This window comes from Pseudomonas sp. stari2 (genome assembly GCF_040760005.1).
Taxonomy (GTDB): domain Bacteria; phylum Pseudomonadota; class Gammaproteobacteria; order Pseudomonadales; family Pseudomonadaceae; genus Aquipseudomonas.
Genome location: NZ_CP099760.1, coordinates 1,593,880 through 1,611,867, shown reverse-complemented (window position 1 = coordinate 1,611,867; position 17,988 = coordinate 1,593,880). Strand labels below are relative to the sequence as shown.

Genomic DNA, 17,988 nt, shown 5'->3' with positions numbered 1-17,988 from the left:
AGAGGGGTAAGCAAGCGCACATCGCTTGTTCCAACCCAAGTTGAAACCGGAGAAACATCATGACTGCTACCACCCGCACCCTGTCCGCCACCGCCCTGGTTCTGGCCCTTGGTTCCGCCCTGAGCATGGCCGCCGTTTCGACCGCCCAGGCTGCCGACAACAGCAACATGGAAAAATGCTTCGGCGTGGCCATGAAAGGTCATAACGACTGCGCCGCCGGCGCCGGTACCACCTGTGCAGGCACGGCGAAAATGGATTACCAGGCCAACTCCTGGAAGTTCGTTCCGAAAGGCACTTGCACCACCACCGAAAGCAAGACTTCGCCGACCGGTTTCGGTCAGATGGAAGCCTTCAAGGCCAAGTCCTGATCCGGAGGCTGCCCGAGTGTCGATCATGATCACTTCCTGCGACCATGCCTCCCCCCGCACTCGGGCAGCCCTCACCGGGCTCCCGCCCCGTGCCGGGCTGGGGCTCAAAACCGGGCACTTTCGTGAAGTGCTCGGCTCTCTACCGGACATCGGTTTCTTCGAAGTCCACGCCGAAAACTACATGGTGGCCGGCGGCCCGTTTCATCATTTTCTGGGTTTGATTCGCGAGGCGTATCCGTTGTCGCTGCACGGTGTCGGCCTGTCCATCGGTGCCGAAGGCCCGCTGGATGTGCAACACCTCAAACGTCTGAGCGCGCTGATCGAGCGGTATCAACCCCACTCCTTTTCCGAACACCTGGCCTGGTCGACTCACGGCCCGGTGTTTCTCAATGACCTGTTGCCTCTGGCCTACGATACGCCGACGCTGAATCGCGTCTGCGATCACATCGACCAGGTGCAGAGCACCCTCAAGCGTCCGATGCTGCTGGAAAACCCGGCGACCTATCTGGCGTTCGAGCGCTCGACGATGGACGAAGCGGATTTCATCCGTGAAGTCATCCGTCGTAGCGGCTGCGGTCTGTTGCTGGACGTGAACAACGTCTACGTCTCTTGCATCAACCATCAGCGCGATCCTCTGGCCTACCTCGACGCGCTGCCGCTGCACGCGGTTGGCGAGATCCATCTGGCGGGGTTTGCCGAAGATTCCGACAGCCTCGGTGATCGTTTGCTGATCGATGATCACGGCGCACCGGTCGATCAGGCTGTCTGGTCTTTGTACCGACAGGCGCTCGAGCGCGTCGGCCCGGTGGCGACGCTGATCGAACGGGACAATCAGGTGCCGGCCTTCGACGTGCTGATGGCCGAGGCGCAACAGGCCGACGCGCTTCTGCTTTGCGCGGGAGTTCGGCCATGAGCACCCAAGCCGTGTTCAGCGCCGCACTGCTCGATGTCGGCCTGCCCTGCCCCGACGGATTGTGCAGCGCCAACGGGGCCGATCCGGCCAGTCGTTTCGCGGTGTACCGCAACAACGTGCAAGGCTCGTTGAGCAATGCACTGGCCGACAGTTATCCCGTGGTGATGCAGTTGGTGGGAGAGGAATTCTTCCGTGCCATGGCCGGAATTTTCATTCAAAACCACCCACCACAAAGCCCGATGATGAGCGACTACGGCAGTGATCTGGCGGACTTCATCAGCAGATTCGAGCCGGCGTCGAGCGTGCCCTACCTGGCCGATGTCGCGCGGCTGGAGCGCTTACGCACGCTGGCCTATCACGCCGCCGATATCGCGCCGCTCAGCCAGGACCGGATCGCTGCGGCCTTCGCGGATCAGGAAGGCCTGAGTCGCTTGCAAATCGGTCTGCATCCTTCGCTGCATGTGCTCGATTCAGCCTTTGCTGTGGTGGATATCTGGGCCGCGCATCAGCAAGACGCCACATTGGCCGGGATCGATCTGAATCAGGCCCAGCACACGCTGATCCTGCGCAACGGGCTGGAGGTCGAGGTGTTCGCCGTGGATCCCGGCGTCAGCCAGTTCATCCGCCAGCTCAAGGCCGGCCTGTCACTCACCTTGGCGCTGGAATCCACAGAAGCCTTCGACCTCAGCCAAACCCTGGCCCTGTTGATCAGTCGCCAGTCCATCACCCATTTACATCACAAGGTTTCGCCATGAACAGCCTCATTGCCCGCGCCATCGCGCTGCTGGAAAAAATCCCACGCAGCCTGATTGCCCTCATCGCGCGTTTTTCCATTGCGGCGGTGTTCTGGAAGTCCGGGCAGACCAAGGTCGAGGGCCTGGCCATCGACCTGATCGACGGCACCTTTCAGATTGGCTGGCCGCATCTGGCCGACTCGACGATTCCGCTGTTCCAGAGTGAATACCACGTGCCGCTGGTGTCACCGGAAATTGCCGCTCACATGGCGGCATTCGCCGAGCACTTTTTCCCGATCCTGATCCTCGTCGGCTTCGCCACGCGATTTTCGGCGCTTGCATTGCTGGGCATGACGCTGGTCATCGAGTTGTTCGTGTACCCCGACGCCTACCCGACTCACGGCACCTGGGCGGCCGTTCTGCTGTACCTGATGACCACCGGACCGGGCAAACTGTCGATCGACCATCTGATCGCCCGACGTTACCGCTGAAGCCGGTCGAGCGCCTCGCCACTACGCTTGAACCAGCCGATCAGGTAGTCCGCCAGCACTTGGGTACGTTTCGGTAAACCGCCCTGATAAGGATGCACCAGGTACATCGGCATACGCCGGGTCTGAAAATCACGAAGGAGCCAGCGCAATCGGCCGTCAGCCAATTCCGCCTGCAACAGATAGGACGGCAGGCGTGCAATGCCGGCGCCGGCCAGTGCGGCTTTCTTCAACAGGTTGTAGTGATTGCTGGCGAACGGTCCCGACACCCGCACTCGCAGCAGTTCGTGCTGCTGGTGATACAGCCACTCTTCGCGACCGCTGTAATGACTGTTAAGCAGACAACGGTGCTCGGCCAGCGCCTGCGGCGTCTGCGGCTCACCAAAACGCTCCAGATACGCCGGACTGGCGCAGGTCATTTCCTGCCAGGCCAGCAAGGGCTTGGCCACCAGTCGCTCGTCGTTGGCGACTTCCGTGCGAATAGCCAGATCGAAGCCGTCGCGGGAGAGATCGCGATAGCTGTTGTTCAACTCAAGCTCGATCTGTACTTCGGGATATTTCTGGGAGAACTCCAGCAACAGTCCATCGAAGAACGTTTCCCCCAGCGACACCGGCACCGTCATACGCACGGGACCGGCCATGTCGTCCTTCAAGCGCGCCAATGCCTGACGCGCCCTTTCGACCTGGACTACAAGCGCCTGAGCCTGCGGTAACAACGCCGCACCGGCCGCCGTCAGGCTGAGCCGACGCGTCGTGCGCTGCAGCAACACCACGGAAAACCGCGTTTCCAGCTGACTGATACGCTTGGACAGTTGTCCCTTGCTGCACCCCAGTTGCTGCGCCGCCAAAGTAAAACTACCCGCCTCGATCAACACCGCAAACGCCGCCAGATCATCCATCTCGCTCATGGATTGTTTCCATTTGAAAACCAAAGGTTGCCCATTAGCGCGCTTATCAGCCGAAAAAACCACTCTAGACTGAAAACTCGTTCAATCACTTGAGGCAAGCACGATGAAAATTCTGTTGATCGGCGCAGGCGGCACCATCGGTTCGGCCGTGGACAAAGAGCTGTCGCAGCGTCACGAAGTCATTCGCATCGGTCGCAACAGCGGCGATTTCCAGGTGGATATCAGCGACAGCGCATCGATTCGCAAGCTGTTCGAGCAGACCGGCAAGTTCGACGCCCTGGTCTGCGCCGCCGGCAACGTGACCTTCGCCCCGCTGGGCGACATGAACGAAGACAGCTTCGCCCTCGGCCTGAAAGACAAGTTGATGGGCCAGGTCAATCTGCTGCTGATCGGCCGCGAATTCGCCAACGACGGCGCATCCTTCACCTTCACCACCGGCGTGCTCAGCCACGATCCGATCCGCAGCGGTGCGTCGGCTGCACTGGTCAACGGCGCGCTCGACAGCTTCGTCCGTGCCGCCGCCATCGAACTGCCACGGGGCCTGCGCGTTAACTCGATCAGCCCGACCGTGCTGGTGGAAGCCATGGGCAGTTACGCCCCGTACTTCCGCGGCTACAAGCCGGTTCCTGCGGCGGATGTGGCATTGGCCTACGCCAAAAGTGTCGAAGGCCTGCAGACAGGTCAGACATTTCACGTGGGCTGAAAAGCCTCGGCATGCGGCGCTGGGTCAGCGTCGCATCAAGGTTTTAATGCTCCAGCAGCGTCGGAAGCAGCTTGCTGGCGACCTCGCGGGGCACGCTTATCATCAGACTCGGGCCTTTGATTACCGATTGAATCGTTGCGCTCGACACTTGAACGCCGTTGATGGACAGCTGCAGGGGTTGATGCAGTCCCTCGGTCGTCACCCGCTGCAGGCGATGCTGCGCATCCGGGTTCAAGGTGACATTGAGCATGACGGCATGCGGATTCGGATCATCGATTCGTTTGAGCTCGAGGCTCATTTCGGAGAAATCCGTCTCCGATGAAAAAGCAATTTCTGCCGCCATCGACGGCCATGCAGCCATCATTGCCAGTACCGCCAAAAGCACCCTGCCTGATCCGTTCATAAAAACCTCGCGTATCGAAAAGGCGGACAAGGTACGGCCAAATGTCCTTCGTCCCGACTTCGAAAGTTAAGCCAAATGTTTCCGGTACGTGGCAAATCCAACTCATGGTTGTGATAAGCGGTCAGCCTGCGTAACGTGGCGGCACTTGTCTGGAGAGCCGAAGATGCGTGTTGCCCGTTCCTTGATCGTTGTTGCCCTGCTCCCTCTGTTTGCCGCGTGCCAGTTGTTCGAGGGTGCGCGGACCAGCGCCTCCCACGTCGGCCAGACGCGGATGCAGGGGCAACTGACCGCTGCCGACGGCAAACTGGTGTTCCAGGCCTGCGGCGAGCAGCGCCAGTACGTGGTCAACGACATCGGCAGCACCAGCGTCCTGCAGGAGGCCGCCACGCTGGCCGACCAACAGGGCAAGCTGTTCGCCGACGTTCGCGGCAAGATCGCCGGTGACCGCCTCGACCTGACCCAGCTGTACCGCGTGGAACGTTCCGGCACTGCCTGTGACGATCCCAATTTCAAACAGTTGATCCTGCGTGCGGCCGGTCATGGTCCGGAATGGAACGTCAAGGTCAGTGGCAAAGGCATGGTCATCGACCGCGAAGGCCAGCCACCGCTCGCCGTGCCTTACGTCGAAGAGCAATTGGGCGACGGTCGTTTCAACCTCAGCAGCGAAGCCAACAACCAGCGCATCGAGCTGTGGGTGGCGCCGCAACGCTGTGTCGACAGTAACAGCGGCAGCTTGCAGCACATGAGTGCCGAGCTGCGTATCGACGGCAAGGTGCAGCGCGGTTGCGGGTATTTCGGCGGTTCGCGCAACGACTGATCGTTTTACCCTCACGGGATCCGGCCGTTGCGGCTTATAATCGCCGCCTTCAAACGCCCTGGCGCAGTTGTGCGCCCCGCGAACCGGATCCTGTCATGTTACGAATCACTGAACTCAAGCTGCCGATCGACCATCCCGACGAAGACCTGCGCGCCGCCATCGTGCAACGCCTGGGTATCGCCAGCGATGACCTGCTCGACTTCACCTTGTTCAAGCGCAGCTACGATGCACGCAAAAAGTCTTCCGAACTGTGCTTCATCTATACCATCGACCTCGAAGTGCGCGACGAGGCCAAGGTGCTGGGCAAGTTCGCCGATGACCGCAACGTCAACGTGGCGCCGGATGTCAGCTACAAATTCGTCGGCCAGGCGCCAAGCGACCTGAGCCAGCGTCCGATCGTGGTCGGTTTCGGTCCGTGCGGAATCTTCGCCGGCCTGCTGCTGGCGCAGATGGGCTTCAAGCCGATCATCCTCGAACGCGGCACCGAAGTGCGTCAGCGCACCAAGGACACCTGGGGCCTGTGGCGCAAAAGCGTGCTCAACCCCGAGTCCAACGTGCAGTTCGGCGAGGGCGGTGCAGGCACGTTCTCCGACGGCAAGCTGTACAGCCAGATCAAGGATCCGAAATTCCTCGGCCGTAAAGTCCTGCACGAGTTCGTCAAGGCCGGCGCGCCGGAAGAAATCCTCTACGTCAGCAAGCCGCACATCGGTACGTTCCGTCTGACCGGCATGGTCGAAACCATGCGTGAAGAGATCCGCGCCCTGGGCGGCGAAGTGCGCTTCCAGGAACGCGTCACCGACGTGCTGATCGAAGACGGCCAACTGGTCGGCGTCGAACTGGCCAGCGGCGAAACCCTGCATTCGAAACATGTGATTCTGGCCCTCGGCCACAGTGCCCGCGACACGTTCCGCATGCTCCACAGCCGTGGTGTGTTCATGGAAGCCAAACCGTTTTCGGTGGGTTTCCGCATCGAACACCCGCAATCGCTGATCGACCGCGCGCGACTGGGCAAATACGCCGGTCACCCGAAACTCGGCGCTGCCGACTACAAACTGGTGCACCACGCCAAGAATGGCCGTTCGGTCTACAGCTTCTGCATGTGCCCGGGCGGCACCGTGGTGGCGGCGACTTCCGAGCCGAACCGCGTGGTTACCAACGGCATGAGCCAGTATTCGCGTAACGAGCGCAACGCCAACTCCGGCATCGTCGTCGGCATCACCCCGGAAGTCGATTATCCGGGCGGTCCGCTGGCCGGGATCGAGTTGCAGGAGCGTCTGGAATCCCACGCCTTCATCCTCGGCGGCAGCGACTACAAGGCGCCGGCGCAACTGGTCGGCGACTTCATCAACGGCACGCCGTCCACCGAGCTGGGCGAGGTTGAGCCGTCGTACAAACCGGGCGTGGCATTGGGGGATCTGGCCCTGGCACTGCCGGACTTTGCCATCGAAGCAATTCGCGAAGCATTGCCGGCGTTCGAGAAGCAGATTCGCGGTTATTCGCTGCACGATGCGGTGCTGACCGGGATCGAGACGCGGACTTCGTCGCCGCTGCGGATCACGCGCAACGAGTCGCTGCAGAGCATGAACGTCAAAGGTCTGTTCCCGGCCGGTGAAGGCGCAGGTTATGCGGGCGGGATTCTGTCGGCGGGCGTTGACGGGATTCGTATCGCGGAAGCTGTGGCGCGTGACATCCTGGGCCTCGAGGCCTGATACGCCTAACCTGAAACGATGCAAAAAACTGTGGGAGCGAATTCGCTCCCACAGTCGTATTCGGCGTCAGATATTGGCGCGCAGAACCGAGGCCGGGAGCACTTCACCCTTCTCGGCACTCGCCGCCACGGCCGCCATCAATCCCTCCAGCTCATAGCCCTGCGCCTTGAGCCACGCCGGATCGTAATAGGTGTCCGCGTAGCGCTCGCCGCCATCGCACAGAATTGCCACGATCGACCCCGACTCCCCCGCCGCTTTCATCTGCTGCGCCGCCATCAGCGCGCCGATCAGGTTGGTGCCGCTCGACCCGCCCACATGCCGGCCCAGACGCTGCGCCAGGTAATGCATGGCCGCCAGCGACAAGGCATCCGGCACTTTGACCATCGCATCAATTACCTTCGGCAGGAACGAAGCTTCCACCCGTGGCCGGCCAATGCCTTCGATCCGCGAACCGTGGTCCAGACGCAGGCTGGCATCACCGGTCTGGTAAAAGTCAAAGAACACCGAACGCTCGGCATCGGCGCACAGCACGCGGGTGCAATGCTGGCGATAGCGCACGTAACGACCGAGCGTCGCAGTGGTGCCGCCGGTGCCGGGGCTGGAAATCAGCCACGCCGGGCATGGATGCTGCTCGTAGCGCATCTGCTGGAAGATCGACTCGGCGATGTTGTTGTTCGCCCGCCAGTCGGTGGCGCGTTCGGCGTAGGTGAACTGGTCGATGAAGTGCCCGTCATGCTCCCGGGCCAGACGCTCGGATTCGGCGTAGATCTGGGTCGGATCGTCCACCAGATGACTCTTGCCGCCATAGAAGGCGATCTGGGCAATCTTCTCCTTGGAGGTGGTCGCCGGCATTACCGCAATGAACGGCAACCCGAGCATCCGCGCAAAGTACGCTTCGGAAATCGCCGTCGAACCGCTGGACGCCTCGATCACCGGCGCGCCGGGCTTGAGCCAGCCGTTACACAACGCGTAGAGAAACAGCGAACGGGCCAGACGGTGCTTGAGGCTGCCGGTGGGATGGCTGGATTCGTCCTTGAAGTACAACTCGATACCCGGAAACCCCGGCAGCGGCAGGGGGATCAGGTGGGTGTCGGCGCTGCGCTGGAAGTCCGCTTCGATGATCCGGATGGCTTCGCGGGCCCACTGTCGGTTGTCGCTCATGGCTGTTGTTCTCGTTGAATCGGGCAGAAGTGCCTTCACAGGCTTAGCCCTCAAGCTTAGGAAAAATCCCACCGCACTGACAGATACAGCTGAGCTTCAATACCTTTGGCAACTGCTAGGCTCTGCTGCAGGTCTGGCAGGCGCCTTGCAACCATATATAACAAAAAAGAATATAACTTTTGTTTTAACAACTAACAGTACGGGTTAGGGTGTCCCACCTTTTGACTTTATCGATGGAGAGCGACCTTGCCTCTGCGTAGCACTTTCACGCGTTTCTTTCAGTTGGAAGCTGCCAGCGGTCTGTTACTGATCGCCGCGGCCATCCTGGCTCTAATCATCAACAACTCGCCGCTGTCGTGGCTGTACACCGGCCTGCTCGACACCCCGGTGGTCGCGCAGATCGGTGCGTTGAAAATCGCCAAACCCCTGCTGCTGTGGATCAACGACGGCCTGATGGCGCTGTTCTTCCTGCTCATCGGCCTGGAAGTGAAGCGCGAAGTGCTCGACGGCCAACTGTCGAAACCTTCACAGATCGTCCTGCCCGGCGCGGCGGCCATCGGCGGCATGCTGGTGCCGGCCCTGATCTACTGGTTCCTCAACCGCGACAACCCGGCCGCCCTTGATGGCTGGGCGATCCCCACCGCCACCGACATCGCCTTCGCCCTCGGCGTGCTGGCCTTGCTCGGCAAGCGGGTGCCGGTGTCGCTGAAGCTGTTCCTGATGACCCTGGCGATCATCGACGACCTTGGCGCCATCGTGATCATCGCGATCTTCTATTCCGGCGAACTCTCGACCCTGTCGCTGGGTCTGGCGGCCGCGTGCATTGCGGCGCTGGTGGCGATGAACCGGCTCGGGGTGGTCAAGCTCGGGCCGTACATGATCATCGGCCTGATCCTGTGGGTCTGCGTGCTCAAGAGCGGTGTCCATGCGACGCTGGCCGGCGTGACCCTCGCATTCTGCATCCCGCTGCGCACGAAAAACGCCGAGCCTTCGCCGCTGCTGACCCTGGAACACGCGCTGCACCCATGGGTGGCCTACGGCATCCTGCCGCTGTTCGCCTTCGCCAACGCCGGTTTGTCGCTGACCGGTGTGACCGCCGAAAGCTTCACCCACCACGTGCCGATGGGCATCGCCGTCGGCCTGCTGCTGGGCAAGACCATCGGCGTGTTCGGCCTGACCTGGCTCGCCGTGAAAACCGGCATCGCCGCCCTGCCCCAGAACGCCAATTGGGGCCAGGTGCTTGGCGTGGCGATCCTCTGCGGGATCGGCTTCACCATGAGCCTGTTTGTCGGCTCGCTGGCCTTCGTGCCGGGTGCCAGTGAATACGCCGGGATGGACCGGATGGGTATTCTCACCGGTTCGGTGTTCGCCGCATTGATCGGTTATGCGGTGACCTTGGCCGCGAGCAGAAAGAACACTGCGCTGCCTTCCTGATGCCGTAGCGAACAATCCCCACGTCTTTAGAGACGCGTCCTACAGCCACGATTTTCCTGCTTCGTTAACGTCGTGCAGCCCCTTTCGAGGGGCTGCCGATGCATGAACGAAAGGACAATAAGTGACTGGTCAAAAGGACTTTCCCCGGGTTCCCAACCCACCGGCAGGCGACGGGCATCACGTCACCTACCGCTACATGACGGCCACCGAGCTGGCCGATCAGGACGGGCGACAAAACAAATACGACGCCATGCTGGCGCGGCAGGAGGCTTTCGAGCGCAGCCGAGAGGTCGCGGCGAACAAACCCGAGCCGGTGCGCGCCGGCTGCACGTTCGCCAAGTCGTGCAAGTTGCCGGATGCGATCATCGATTACGCGATTCCTTCGGGGATGGTGCCGACTGACAGCCTGAAAGATTACGGCGACCTGATCCTGCTCGGCGGCCGTGAGGCCGACAACAGCGGCGGCGTTGCACTCAAGAAAATCAGCGGCACCGCCATCCCGGCAGGCCTGGGTACCTTCGCCCTTGCGGGTGAAGCATTCAAGGCATTGCCCGCGATGGCTTCCGCCGCCGTCGTGACCCCCTTGGTCGGGCTGGTGGCGTTGTTCATGCCATCGAACCTGGGCGACAGCGCCCTCTACACCGAAGACCAGTTGCTCGCCCTCAAGCAAGCCCGAACCCGTGTGCGCCTGCGCGTCGAACAACAGGCCGATGGCAGTCTCAAGGGTTACGGCTTCTACACCGGCAAGAATCGTGACTGGGAAATGGTCGATGTCGTGCAGTTCACCGCACGCGGCAACCGGTTTGTTGCAGACCTGGGCGAAGGCATCGAACTGATCTGGACACCCGCCGTGGACGGCTCCGACATCCTCGGCATCCCCGCGCTGGAGGCCGCTCCGCAGACGCCGCATATCTGGGTGTATCCGCCGACGAAAGCGGCAGGCGGAATTCTGGTGAATCCGGTTTATCCGCCGGAGTATCGGGATTTCATATTGGTGTTTCCGGCGGATTCTGGAGTTAAGCCGCTTTATATTGTTGTCAGCACTCGAGCAGGAGATCACGAGTACCATCCGGCCCCCGACGTACTCCCAGCCTTTCCTGATGCGAAAATTGTAGGTCGTAAAACAGCCGTACAAGGTGGCGGAGCCAAGCGCAAAAGATGGAAAACTGCTAAGGGTATTATTCTCGAATGGGACTCTATGCATGGCACAGTCGAAAAATACGACTCCAGAGGCAAACACATTGGAGAGTTCGACCAAAATACAGGTGAGCCAACATCTACAAAAAAGAATAAAAAGTCGAAGAAAGGCAAAAAAAGGAGCATTGAACCTTGAGATTTTTAGTAGAAGCTTTTGACAAAAAAACAGACTTCCAGGCTTTCGTGATTGAGTTGCCAGCGGGATGTGATGAGAAAATAAAAGCCATCATGGGTTGGACAAAAGAGCAACACGGCTGGGAAGGTTACGATTTAAGCCCCCAACAGATACAAGCGATCGAAAAACTTATAGGTAGATCAATTGTGAATCAGGATTTCTACTTCCAATTGACATGCAATGTATAAAAGCACTCTACGTCGCGAGACGTTTTAGGAGAAACTTGTGGGTTTGAAAATCAGCCTCGATTGGTATGACAAAGAAACTAATCTCGGCGTCGGAGAAGAGTTTTCGAAAGACTTCGGTGACGATGGCTCCGTGATCGAGGCGCTGGGCATACCAATAGAAAACAACATAAATAACGGCGGATTTAACGTTACCAACGACTGGGTAAATATTCTTCAAACCCATTTCACTCATGCCATCAATTTAGCTTTGTATGACTACCAGGTCTCGTTCGACTACTGCGATCACTGGTAAACGCCAAACAAAAAACCCCGACCAGTCACCTGATCGGGGTTTTCCTTTACCGCTCGTTCCCGCTTAGTGCGAAACGCGGCTGGTCCCGCCGACGGTCGAAATCCGTACGCGCTCGCCGACGCGGAACACTTCGTTCTCCTGCACTTGCTGCACATAGGCGCGCATGCTGCCGTCGTCTTCGCGCACGGTGATTTCAACACCTTGAGTACGGGTCAGGCCTTCTTCGGTAGCGGAACCGATCAGGCCGCCGGCCACGGCACCGATAACGGCTGCCACGATGCTGCCACGACCACCGCCGATGGCGCTGCCGCCGACACCGCCGACCACTGCACCGGCAGCGCCGCCGATCGGGGTCTTGGTGCCTTCGATTTTCACCGGACGCAGGGATTCGATGGTGCCCATGCGAATCGTCTGCACGCGACGCGCTTCGTCACGGGAGTAGGAGTCACCGGTCAGGCTCGATTGGCAGCCGGTAAGCAACATCGCCATCGTGGAAAAGGAAGCAACCAGCAGAACAGACTTACGCATAGGATCAACTCCAAAGGACAGGTATTCATTAAACTCCGCAGCTTGACGCCTGTCACGGCGCCGCCCGGATAAATTTGGTTTCATTCAGGCCCGGTACAGGGCCTCCACGAACTCACCCAACAGTAGCGCCAAAATACAGAGCTTGCGCCGCCGACCCCAAGGATTTTCATGGATTACTTCATCATTGTCGTCACAACCGTCGCCGGTTTGTACTTCCACTGGTGGTTGTACGTGCGGATCAAACGCTGGATGGACCGCGATCTGGCATTGTCGCTGGCCGGCAAGGATGAAGGCAAACGCGCCTACATGCTCGAACGTCTGGCGCAAGCCCGATCACAGAAGATCAGGCGTCGGGACTTGCCGAAGTGGCTTGAGGCCGCTGCGGCAGGCTATCCCGCTCGGTAGACTGCTTAAGGTGCCAGACGTTCAAGAATCCAGTCGGCGCCCTGCAAACGGTAGTTGAGGCGATCGTGCAGGCGGCTGGCGCGACCTTGCCAGAACTCGATGCGCTCCGGCAGCAAACGGTAACCGCCCCAGTGTTCCGGGCAGTCGGGCTGGGTGTCGGTGAAACGTTGCTCGGTAGCCTTGAGCAAATCTTCCAATTCACCCCGGCCGTTGATCACCCGGCTCTGCGGTGACGCCCACGCACCCAGACGGCTGCCCAGCGGACGCACTTGATAGTAGGCGTTGGACTCTTGCGGCGTGACCTTCACCACTCGCCCTTCGATGCGCACCTGACGCTCCAGGGTCGGCCAGAAGAACGTCATGGCCGCGAACGGATTCGCGGCCAGATGCTGGCCCTTGGCGCTTTCGTAGTTGGTGAAGAAGGTGAAGCCCTGCTCGTCCAGGCCCTTGAGCAGCAGAATGCGGCAGTGCGGACGCCCGTCCGCATCGACCGTGGCCAGGGTCATGGCGTTGGCCTCCACCGGCGCCTGTTCGGTTTTCACCGCGTCGGCGAACCACTGGTGGAACAGCGCAAAAGGCTCGACCGGGGCTTGCGCCTCGGTCAGGCCATCCCGGGTGTAATCACGACGCATATCTGCCAGAGCCTGGGTCATGGCGCATTCCTTTTCGTTAGCGGATCACTGTTTTGCCGCGTCGGTCGCCGCGACTTTCTTGTCGCTGGCAGCGGCTTTGGCTGGAGCGGTTTTCTTCGCCGCGGCCTTCTTCGCTGGAGCCTTGGCTGCGGCCTTCTTGGCCGGTGCCTTTTTGGTGGCCGGGACAGCGGCTTTCTTCGCGGCAGGTGCCGGAGTCACAGGCTTGGCGACTGGCTTGACGTCCTGGGCAGCGACCATGGTCACCGGCTTCGGTGCCGGCATGTTGTACTTGCTCAGCAACGCGACCATGGTGTTCTGCGGGGTTACCAGCAGTTCGACGCGACGGTTCAGGGCACGGCCTTCAACGCTGTCGTTGGCCGCACGCGGGGCATCGGCGCCCATGCCGCGCAGCATCAGGCGATCACGCTGCAAGCCGCTGAGGCGGAAGATTGCCGCCACCGACTGGGCACGTTCCTGGCTGAGTTTGGTGTTGTCTGCTGCGACACCGGCGTTGTCGCTGTGGCCCAGTACCAGGACCGCGGTTTTCGGGTCGGCTTCGAGGATCTTGGCGATATTGGTAAACGGGCTCAGGGTCACCGGCAGCAGCATGGCCGGGCGTTTCGGGTTGAACGAACCTTCAACCGGCGCGGTCACCACGAGGACGTTTTCACGGCGCTCGAATTGCAGGTTGCTGCCCTTGATCGCGTCACGCAGGCGTGGCTCGTAGTCGTCGAGCCAGGCCTGGGTCACTTTCGGGTCAGGCATCGGCACGGCTTTGGCGGTGTCCTGAGACTTGCCGCCGAACGGCCACCACCACTTGCTGCCGGTATCGGCATCAGCCTTGGCGACAACGGCAGGCGCGGCTTGCGGTTTGACTTCGGGCTTCACGTCGGCCTTGGCCTTGTCTGCCGAATCGTCGGAGCCGAACGGCCAGTACCAGTGGCTGCTGCTCTCGGTCTTGGCGACCGGGGCGGTAGCGGCGGGTTTCACCGGTGCGGGTGCAGGTGCCGGAGCCGGCTCCTTGGCCGCGACCTTGTCGGAGGAGCCGAACGGCCACCAGCTGCCGCCATCGGCGTCATTCTTCGGAGTCTGTGCACAACCGGTAATCGCGAAACACAGGGCCAGAGCGAGAGTTTGTTTGGACGACATTGGAAACCCACAAAAATTAGTAATGGACAATCAGAGGACTTTCGCCCGGATAAACAGACGCTTTGAATCGAAAAGCCGATTGAGGTTCCGGCCCTGGAACCTCCAATAACGTTTTACAGACAAGTGGCAAGTACCCGCGCCAGCTTCTGCGCGCGCGGATCCATCAAGACGTACGGCCCCAGGGTATTTGTCACAAATCCGAAGGCCACATCGTGCTCCGGATCAGCAAAACCGATGGAACCGCCCGCCCCCGGATGCCCGAACGCCCGTGGACCGAGGCCGTAGGTGGCGTTCGGAACATCAGGTTGATCAAGCATGCAACCGAGACCGAACCGGGTGCGGGTCAGCAAGGTCTTGTCCTCGCCGAGGCTGTGCTCGCGGGTCAGCTCGTCGAGCATTTCGCTTTCCAGCAGGCTGCCGTCGAGCAGACCGGCGTAGAACCCGGCCAGGCTGCGCGCATTGCCGTGGCCGTTGGCCGCCGGCTGCTGCATGCGTCGCCATTCCGGTTTGTTGGTGCTGGTGAGCACCGACGGCGGATTGGTGAAGGCTCGGGTGGTCATGGCGGTGGGTTCACGCATGGTCACTTGCAGCAGGCGCTGGGCGGCAGCATCGCCGACGTTACCTTTGCCACGGGCTATATGCGCGACGCGGTAGAACTCTTCGTCGGCCAGGCCGACATGGAAATCCAGCCCCAGCGGTTTGGCGACTCGGGCCACAATGGATTCACCCGGCCCGCGACCGTCGGCCCGGCGCAGCAACTCGCCGACTAGCCAGCCGTAGGTGATCGCGGCATAACCGTGACCGGTGCCCGGCGTCCACCACGGCGCTTCGGCCGCGAGGGCGTCGACCATGGTTTGCCAGTCATACAAAGCTTCGGGGGCCAACAGTTCGCGCAGGGCCGGCAGGCCGGCCTGATGGCAGAGCAACTGGCGCAAAGTGACGGATTCCTTGCCGGCCGCAGCGAACTCCGGCCAGTAACGGGCGACCGGCGCATCGAGTTGCAACTTGCCTTCGGCCACCAGTTGCAGTGCGGTGACGGCGGTGAAGGTCTTGGTGCAGGAGAACAGGTTGGCGATGGTATCGCTGTGCCAGGCTTCGCTGCCGTCCTTGTCGGCGGTGCCGGCCCAGAGGTCGAGGACGGTTTCCCCGCCGACCCGGATGCACAACGCGGCGCCACGTTCCTGGGGATCGTCGAACAGTGCGGCGAAGGCTTCGCGCACCGCTTCGAATTGAAGCTCGTAATGTCCCTGAATCTGCACCCGCAACTCCCCCGCGAAAACGCTCTACAAAGTGGCCCGCATTGTTCCAGCCCTTGAGGGTTTTGGGAACAGCGGCGGGCCGGGCGGTCCTGCCTTAATGACCGTTGCCGGAGTGCCCGCCGGTATGGCCGGCGCCCTGCCCCGGGCCTTTGCCGGCCTCGCCTTTGCGCCCACCTTCGGTTTCGTGACCGGCCTTGTCCGCTGCCGCAGCAGCCTTCGTGGCCTCTTTGCCAAGCTGATCGATCGTCGCCAGATTGCTCTTGCGCACGGTTTCGACGAAACCCTGGTAAGGCAGATCAGTCACACCGACCAGACCGAAGTGACCGTTTTCACCATCGAGCAGACGCCCGGTCACCGGTTGGTCGAGGTACTGGAACCAGTGCACGCCGACAATCGACGGCTCGCTCAGCGCCTGCTTGAGGAAGTTGGCGTAGGCCGGGCCACGATCCTCTTCCTTGTTCAACGGCGTCACGCCGCCCCAGAACGGGCCGCGATCGGTCGAACCGAAGTTGAACTCGGTGATCAGCACCGGTTTGTCGAGGCTGCGCAGGGCGGCGAAGTCATAACCGTCCTGCGGTTTCAGGGTGTACATGTTGAAGCTCAGCACGTCGCAATACTGCGCGCAGGAGGCCACCGCTTCCGGGGTGCTGATGGCGAAGCGACCGCCCAGCAGCAACTGGTTCGGCGCGTGCCATTTCAGCGAATCGGAAATGGTCTTGAAGTAAGTGTCGGCGAAGACCTTCTGGAAGTATTTGAAGTCAGCCTCGATTTCCGGGTGTTCCGGATTCGGCAGCGGTGCCTCGAACCCCGGGTCTTCCATCAATTCCCACGCCGGCAGATCGATACCCCAGGCCTTCGACAGCCCCGCCTGATTGCGGTACTTGTCGCGCAACTGCTTGAGGAACGCACGCTTGGCCGGTACATCGGTGGTCATTTTCAAGGTGCCGTAGGCCAGTGCGTAACGCGACTTCGGATCATCACCGGGACCGGCCCAGGCCAGTTCGTTGTCGGCGAAGTAGCCGATCAGCCATGGATCGTCGCGATGATCACGGGCGGCAATCGCCACAGCGCGCTCGGTGGCCATGGCGAAACGCGGATCGAACGGGTCAGGCATGCCGCCCCACCAGTCGTTGCCGGTGCTGATGCTGGTGTAATCGCCGACGATCGATAGCGGCAAGGTGTACGGCACGCGCTCGGCGTCGCCCAGTTGCGGTGCGCTCCAGTTGCCGACGGTGTTGAAGCCCCAGGCCTGCAGGCGGTCGAGGGTATGGACGGTCCACTTCTGCTCGTCGATGGCGGCCTTGCATGGCGCAGCAGGCGCTTTCTCGGTCGCAGCCGGAGTCGCACAAGGCTCGCCGTATAGGCGCTGCAGGTTGGCGCCATAGAAGTCGTACCAGCGTCCGTTGCCGTAGCCACGGCCCTGACCGGCCCCGTTGCCACCACGGTTGTCGCCTTCGCCGAAGTGACGGGCCAGTGGCTCGTCGGGTTTCGGCAGGGACTCGAACATGTACTCGCGCCCGGCCACGTAGGTCTGGTTGACCTCGGGGCTGACGGTGTTTACGCCCAGCGAATAGAACGGATGGCCCTCCGGCGTCACCAGATACCAGCGACCGTCGAGTTTTTCGGTGCGGAAGAAGCCGCTGGCCTGGAACGTCGGGCCTTTGCTCAAGCCGCCGAACTTGTCCAGCGACGACTTCTCACGTTCGGCCAGCCAGGTTTTCAGCTGTTGCTGTTCCCTGGCGGCGGCGGATTTCAGCTGTTCATCATTGGCGACTTTCTCCGGCCATTTGCTGCGGGTCGACTGACCGTAGGCATCCACCAGATTGCCGTAGGCGGCTTTGATCACCTCGCCCTCGTCCTGCACGCCAAAGCGCTCCAGCAACAGGCTTTGCGCGGCTTTCGGCTGGTCCATCGACAGGCTGACGGATACCACCTGGCTGCGATCCAGTTCACCGGAGCTGCTGGCCAGCAGGATGCGCTGCCCGTCGATGGTCATCGGCATCAGTGGTCCGGCCTTCATGCCCTGGCTCAGCGGCGAAGTGGCGGTCAACGGCACGAGCAAGGTCTGCGCCGGTCCGGCCGGCAGATCAACGCGGCTGACCAGGGTCTTGCCGTCGTTGCTCTGGATCTGTACATAAACGGTCACCGCCCAGTTCATCGCACTCTGGATGCGCAGGCTCATCATCCCGGACTGCGACCAATCCCAGGCACCGGTCTGCGGGGTCAGGCGCAAGGTCGGACGCGCCACCGGGTTGAAAGTCACCCGTCGCAACACTTCGCCCTCGGGGGTCTGCTCGGCGTTGGCTTGTGGCAGGTCGGCGTTTTCGGTCGCCACTTTCACCACGTCGGCGGGGCGGACAAAGTTGAACAAGGTCTGCTGCCCGGCAGGTGCCGCCAGCAAAGGCGCAGCGAAAACCAGGGCAAAAAAGGCAGGCAACGAACGACGAATCATGAGAACGGATTTCTCCCTAACGACCAGCAATGGCCAATGGAAAAGCGATGTCGTAGAGATAGACAACGCGGCG

At 61.2% G+C, this 17,988-nt stretch carries 20 protein-coding genes; 12 read left to right on the top strand and 8 right to left on the bottom strand.

The features are described from left to right. The first annotated feature begins 59 nt into the window (after positions 1-59). Genes NH234_RS07295 through NH234_RS07280 form a run of 4 tightly spaced genes read left to right on the top strand, consistent with a single transcriptional unit; the run spans position 60 to position 2,506 of the window. On the top strand, positions 60-368 hold the full coding sequence (locus NH234_RS07295; RefSeq protein ID WP_085729915.1) for a DUF2282 domain-containing protein: 309 nt from the start codon (positions 60-62) through the stop codon (positions 366-368). Between the two features lie 25 nt (positions 369-393). Next, a complete protein-coding gene (locus NH234_RS07290; RefSeq protein ID WP_367256130.1) occupies positions 394-1,281 on the top strand; it encodes a DUF692 domain-containing protein in 888 nt (295 codons plus the stop codon). Next, positions 1,278-2,036: a DUF2063 domain-containing protein gene (locus NH234_RS07285; RefSeq protein ID WP_367256129.1), complete on the top strand. Its 759-nt coding sequence runs from the start codon at positions 1,278-1,280 to the stop codon at positions 2,034-2,036. Before NH234_RS07290 ends, NH234_RS07285 begins: the two co-directional genes overlap by 4 nt. Then, positions 2,033-2,506: a DoxX family protein gene (locus NH234_RS07280; protein ID WP_367256128.1), complete on the top strand. Its 474-nt coding sequence runs from the start codon at positions 2,033-2,035 to the stop codon at positions 2,504-2,506. Before NH234_RS07285 ends, NH234_RS07280 begins: the two co-directional genes overlap by 4 nt. Here the strand turns inward: NH234_RS07280 and NH234_RS07275 are convergent. After that, positions 2,497-3,411, bottom strand: coding sequence for a LysR family transcriptional regulator (locus NH234_RS07275; RefSeq protein WP_085729912.1), 915 nt, complete (start codon positions 3,409-3,411; stop codon positions 2,497-2,499). The genes NH234_RS07280 and NH234_RS07275 overlap by 10 nt on opposite strands. A gap of 103 nt (positions 3,412-3,514) precedes the next feature. On the opposite strand from NH234_RS07275, the gene NH234_RS07270 reads away from it, so the two are divergent. Next, the gene (locus NH234_RS07270) at positions 3,515-4,114 is read left to right on the top strand and encodes a short chain dehydrogenase (RefSeq protein ID WP_085729911.1); all 600 of its coding nucleotides are present in this window, start codon (positions 3,515-3,517) and stop codon (positions 4,112-4,114) included. A 43-nt stretch (positions 4,115-4,157) separates the two neighbouring features. Here NH234_RS07270 and NH234_RS07265 read toward each other — a convergent pair whose 3' ends face one another. Continuing rightward, on the bottom strand, positions 4,158-4,517 hold the full coding sequence (locus tag NH234_RS07265; protein WP_085729910.1) for a hypothetical protein: 360 nt from the start codon (positions 4,515-4,517) through the stop codon (positions 4,158-4,160). A 163-nt stretch (positions 4,518-4,680) separates the two neighbouring features. On the opposite strand from NH234_RS07265, the gene NH234_RS07260 reads away from it, so the two are divergent. After that, positions 4,681-5,334, top strand: a complete 654-nt coding sequence (locus tag NH234_RS07260) for a COG3650 family protein (RefSeq protein ID WP_367256126.1) — start codon at positions 4,681-4,683, stop codon at positions 5,332-5,334. A 95-nt stretch (positions 5,335-5,429) separates the two neighbouring features. After that, on the top strand, positions 5,430-7,043 hold the full coding sequence (locus NH234_RS07255; RefSeq protein WP_085729908.1) for an NAD(P)/FAD-dependent oxidoreductase: 1,614 nt from the start codon (positions 5,430-5,432) through the stop codon (positions 7,041-7,043). Between the two features lie 66 nt (positions 7,044-7,109). On the opposite strand, the gene NH234_RS07250 is transcribed toward NH234_RS07255, so the two are convergent. Continuing rightward, positions 7,110-8,204, bottom strand: coding sequence for a PLP-dependent cysteine synthase family protein (locus NH234_RS07250; protein WP_085729907.1), 1,095 nt, complete (start codon positions 8,202-8,204; stop codon positions 7,110-7,112). A 246-nt stretch (positions 8,205-8,450) separates the two neighbouring features. On the opposite strand from NH234_RS07250, the gene nhaA reads away from it, so the two are divergent. The 4 genes from nhaA (at position 8,451) to NH234_RS07230 (ending at position 11,490) form a co-directional block, all read left to right on the top strand. Continuing rightward, on the top strand, positions 8,451-9,638 hold the full coding sequence (gene nhaA / locus NH234_RS07245) for a Na+/H+ antiporter NhaA (protein WP_085729906.1): 1,188 nt from the start codon (positions 8,451-8,453) through the stop codon (positions 9,636-9,638). Between the two features lie 121 nt (positions 9,639-9,759). Beyond that, entirely contained in the window at positions 9,760-10,971 is a 1,212-nt protein-coding gene (locus NH234_RS07240; protein WP_367256125.1) for an S-type pyocin domain-containing protein, read from the top strand. Then, on the top strand, positions 10,968-11,198 hold the full coding sequence (locus tag NH234_RS07235) for a hypothetical protein (RefSeq protein ID WP_367256124.1): 231 nt from the start codon (positions 10,968-10,970) through the stop codon (positions 11,196-11,198). The genes NH234_RS07240 and NH234_RS07235 overlap by 4 nt, the downstream gene beginning before the upstream one ends. Positions 11,199-11,235: 37 nt before the next feature. Continuing rightward, on the top strand, positions 11,236-11,490 hold the full coding sequence (locus NH234_RS07230) for a colicin E3-like toxin immunity protein (RefSeq protein ID WP_367256123.1): 255 nt from the start codon (positions 11,236-11,238) through the stop codon (positions 11,488-11,490). Between the two features lie 63 nt (positions 11,491-11,553). Here NH234_RS07230 and NH234_RS07225 read toward each other — a convergent pair whose 3' ends face one another. Then, positions 11,554-12,018 (bottom strand): glycine zipper 2TM domain-containing protein, encoded by a 465-nt coding sequence (locus tag NH234_RS07225; RefSeq protein WP_024776354.1) that lies wholly within the window; start codon positions 12,016-12,018, stop codon positions 11,554-11,556. A 168-nt stretch (positions 12,019-12,186) separates the two neighbouring features. Between NH234_RS07225 and NH234_RS07220 the strand changes: the two genes are divergently transcribed. Beyond that, positions 12,187-12,423, top strand: a complete 237-nt coding sequence (locus NH234_RS07220; RefSeq protein WP_085712943.1) for a hypothetical protein — start codon at positions 12,187-12,189, stop codon at positions 12,421-12,423. 5 nt (positions 12,424-12,428) lie between these two features. Here NH234_RS07220 and pdxH read toward each other — a convergent pair whose 3' ends face one another. The 4 genes from pdxH to NH234_RS07200 all read right to left on the bottom strand — a co-directional run bounded on the left by pdxH (position 12,429) and on the right by NH234_RS07200 (position 17,915). Continuing rightward, positions 12,429-13,076, bottom strand: coding sequence for a pyridoxamine 5'-phosphate oxidase (gene pdxH / locus NH234_RS07215; protein ID WP_085729903.1), 648 nt, complete (start codon positions 13,074-13,076; stop codon positions 12,429-12,431). Between the two features lie 24 nt (positions 13,077-13,100). Further along, positions 13,101-14,204: an OmpA family protein gene (locus NH234_RS07210; RefSeq protein WP_367256122.1), complete on the bottom strand. Its 1,104-nt coding sequence runs from the start codon at positions 14,202-14,204 to the stop codon at positions 13,101-13,103. Positions 14,205-14,317: 113 nt separating this feature from the next. After that, the gene (locus tag NH234_RS07205; RefSeq protein WP_265812127.1) at positions 14,318-15,463 is read right to left on the bottom strand and encodes a serine hydrolase domain-containing protein; all 1,146 of its coding nucleotides are present in this window, start codon (positions 15,461-15,463) and stop codon (positions 14,318-14,320) included. 94 nt (positions 15,464-15,557) lie between these two features. Further along, positions 15,558-17,915: a beta-agarase gene (locus tag NH234_RS07200; RefSeq protein WP_367256121.1), complete on the bottom strand. Its 2,358-nt coding sequence runs from the start codon at positions 17,913-17,915 to the stop codon at positions 15,558-15,560. Positions 17,916-17,988 lie beyond the last annotated feature (73 nt).

Bases quoted from the DNA above. Each gene is read 5' to 3' on its own strand.
- NH234_RS07225 (WP_024776354.1), bottom strand. From the start codon at position 12,018: ATGCGTAAGTCTGTTCTGCTGGTTGCTTCCTTTTCCACGATGGCGATG.
- pdxH (WP_085729903.1), bottom strand. From the start codon at position 13,076: ATGACCCAGGCTCTGGCAGATATGCGTCGTGATTACACCCGGGATGGC.
- NH234_RS07280 (WP_367256128.1), top strand. From the start codon at position 2,033: ATGAACAGCCTCATTGCCCGCGCCATCGCGCTGCTGGAAAAAATCCCA.
- NH234_RS07290 (WP_367256130.1), top strand. From the start codon at position 394: ATGATCACTTCCTGCGACCATGCCTCCCCCCGCACTCGGGCAGCCCTC.
- NH234_RS07250 (WP_085729907.1), bottom strand. From the start codon at position 8,204: ATGAGCGACAACCGACAGTGGGCCCGCGAAGCCATCCGGATCATCGAA.
- NH234_RS07270 (WP_085729911.1), top strand. From the start codon at position 3,515: ATGAAAATTCTGTTGATCGGCGCAGGCGGCACCATCGGTTCGGCCGTG.
- NH234_RS07275 (WP_085729912.1), bottom strand. From the start codon at position 3,411: ATGAGCGAGATGGATGATCTGGCGGCGTTTGCGGTGTTGATCGAGGCG.
- NH234_RS07285 (WP_367256129.1), top strand. From the start codon at position 1,278: ATGAGCACCCAAGCCGTGTTCAGCGCCGCACTGCTCGATGTCGGCCTG.
- NH234_RS07265 (WP_085729910.1), bottom strand. From the start codon at position 4,517: ATGAACGGATCAGGCAGGGTGCTTTTGGCGGTACTGGCAATGATGGCT.
- NH234_RS07260 (WP_367256126.1), top strand. From the start codon at position 4,681: ATGCGTGTTGCCCGTTCCTTGATCGTTGTTGCCCTGCTCCCTCTGTTT.
- NH234_RS07295 (WP_085729915.1), top strand. From the start codon at position 60: ATGACTGCTACCACCCGCACCCTGTCCGCCACCGCCCTGGTTCTGGCC.
- NH234_RS07200 (WP_367256121.1), bottom strand. From the start codon at position 17,915: ATGATTCGTCGTTCGTTGCCTGCCTTTTTTGCCCTGGTTTTCGCTGCG.
- NH234_RS07255 (WP_085729908.1), top strand. From the start codon at position 5,430: ATGTTACGAATCACTGAACTCAAGCTGCCGATCGACCATCCCGACGAA.
- NH234_RS07220 (WP_085712943.1), top strand. From the start codon at position 12,187: ATGGATTACTTCATCATTGTCGTCACAACCGTCGCCGGTTTGTACTTC.
- NH234_RS07210 (WP_367256122.1), bottom strand. From the start codon at position 14,204: ATGTCGTCCAAACAAACTCTCGCTCTGGCCCTGTGTTTCGCGATTACC.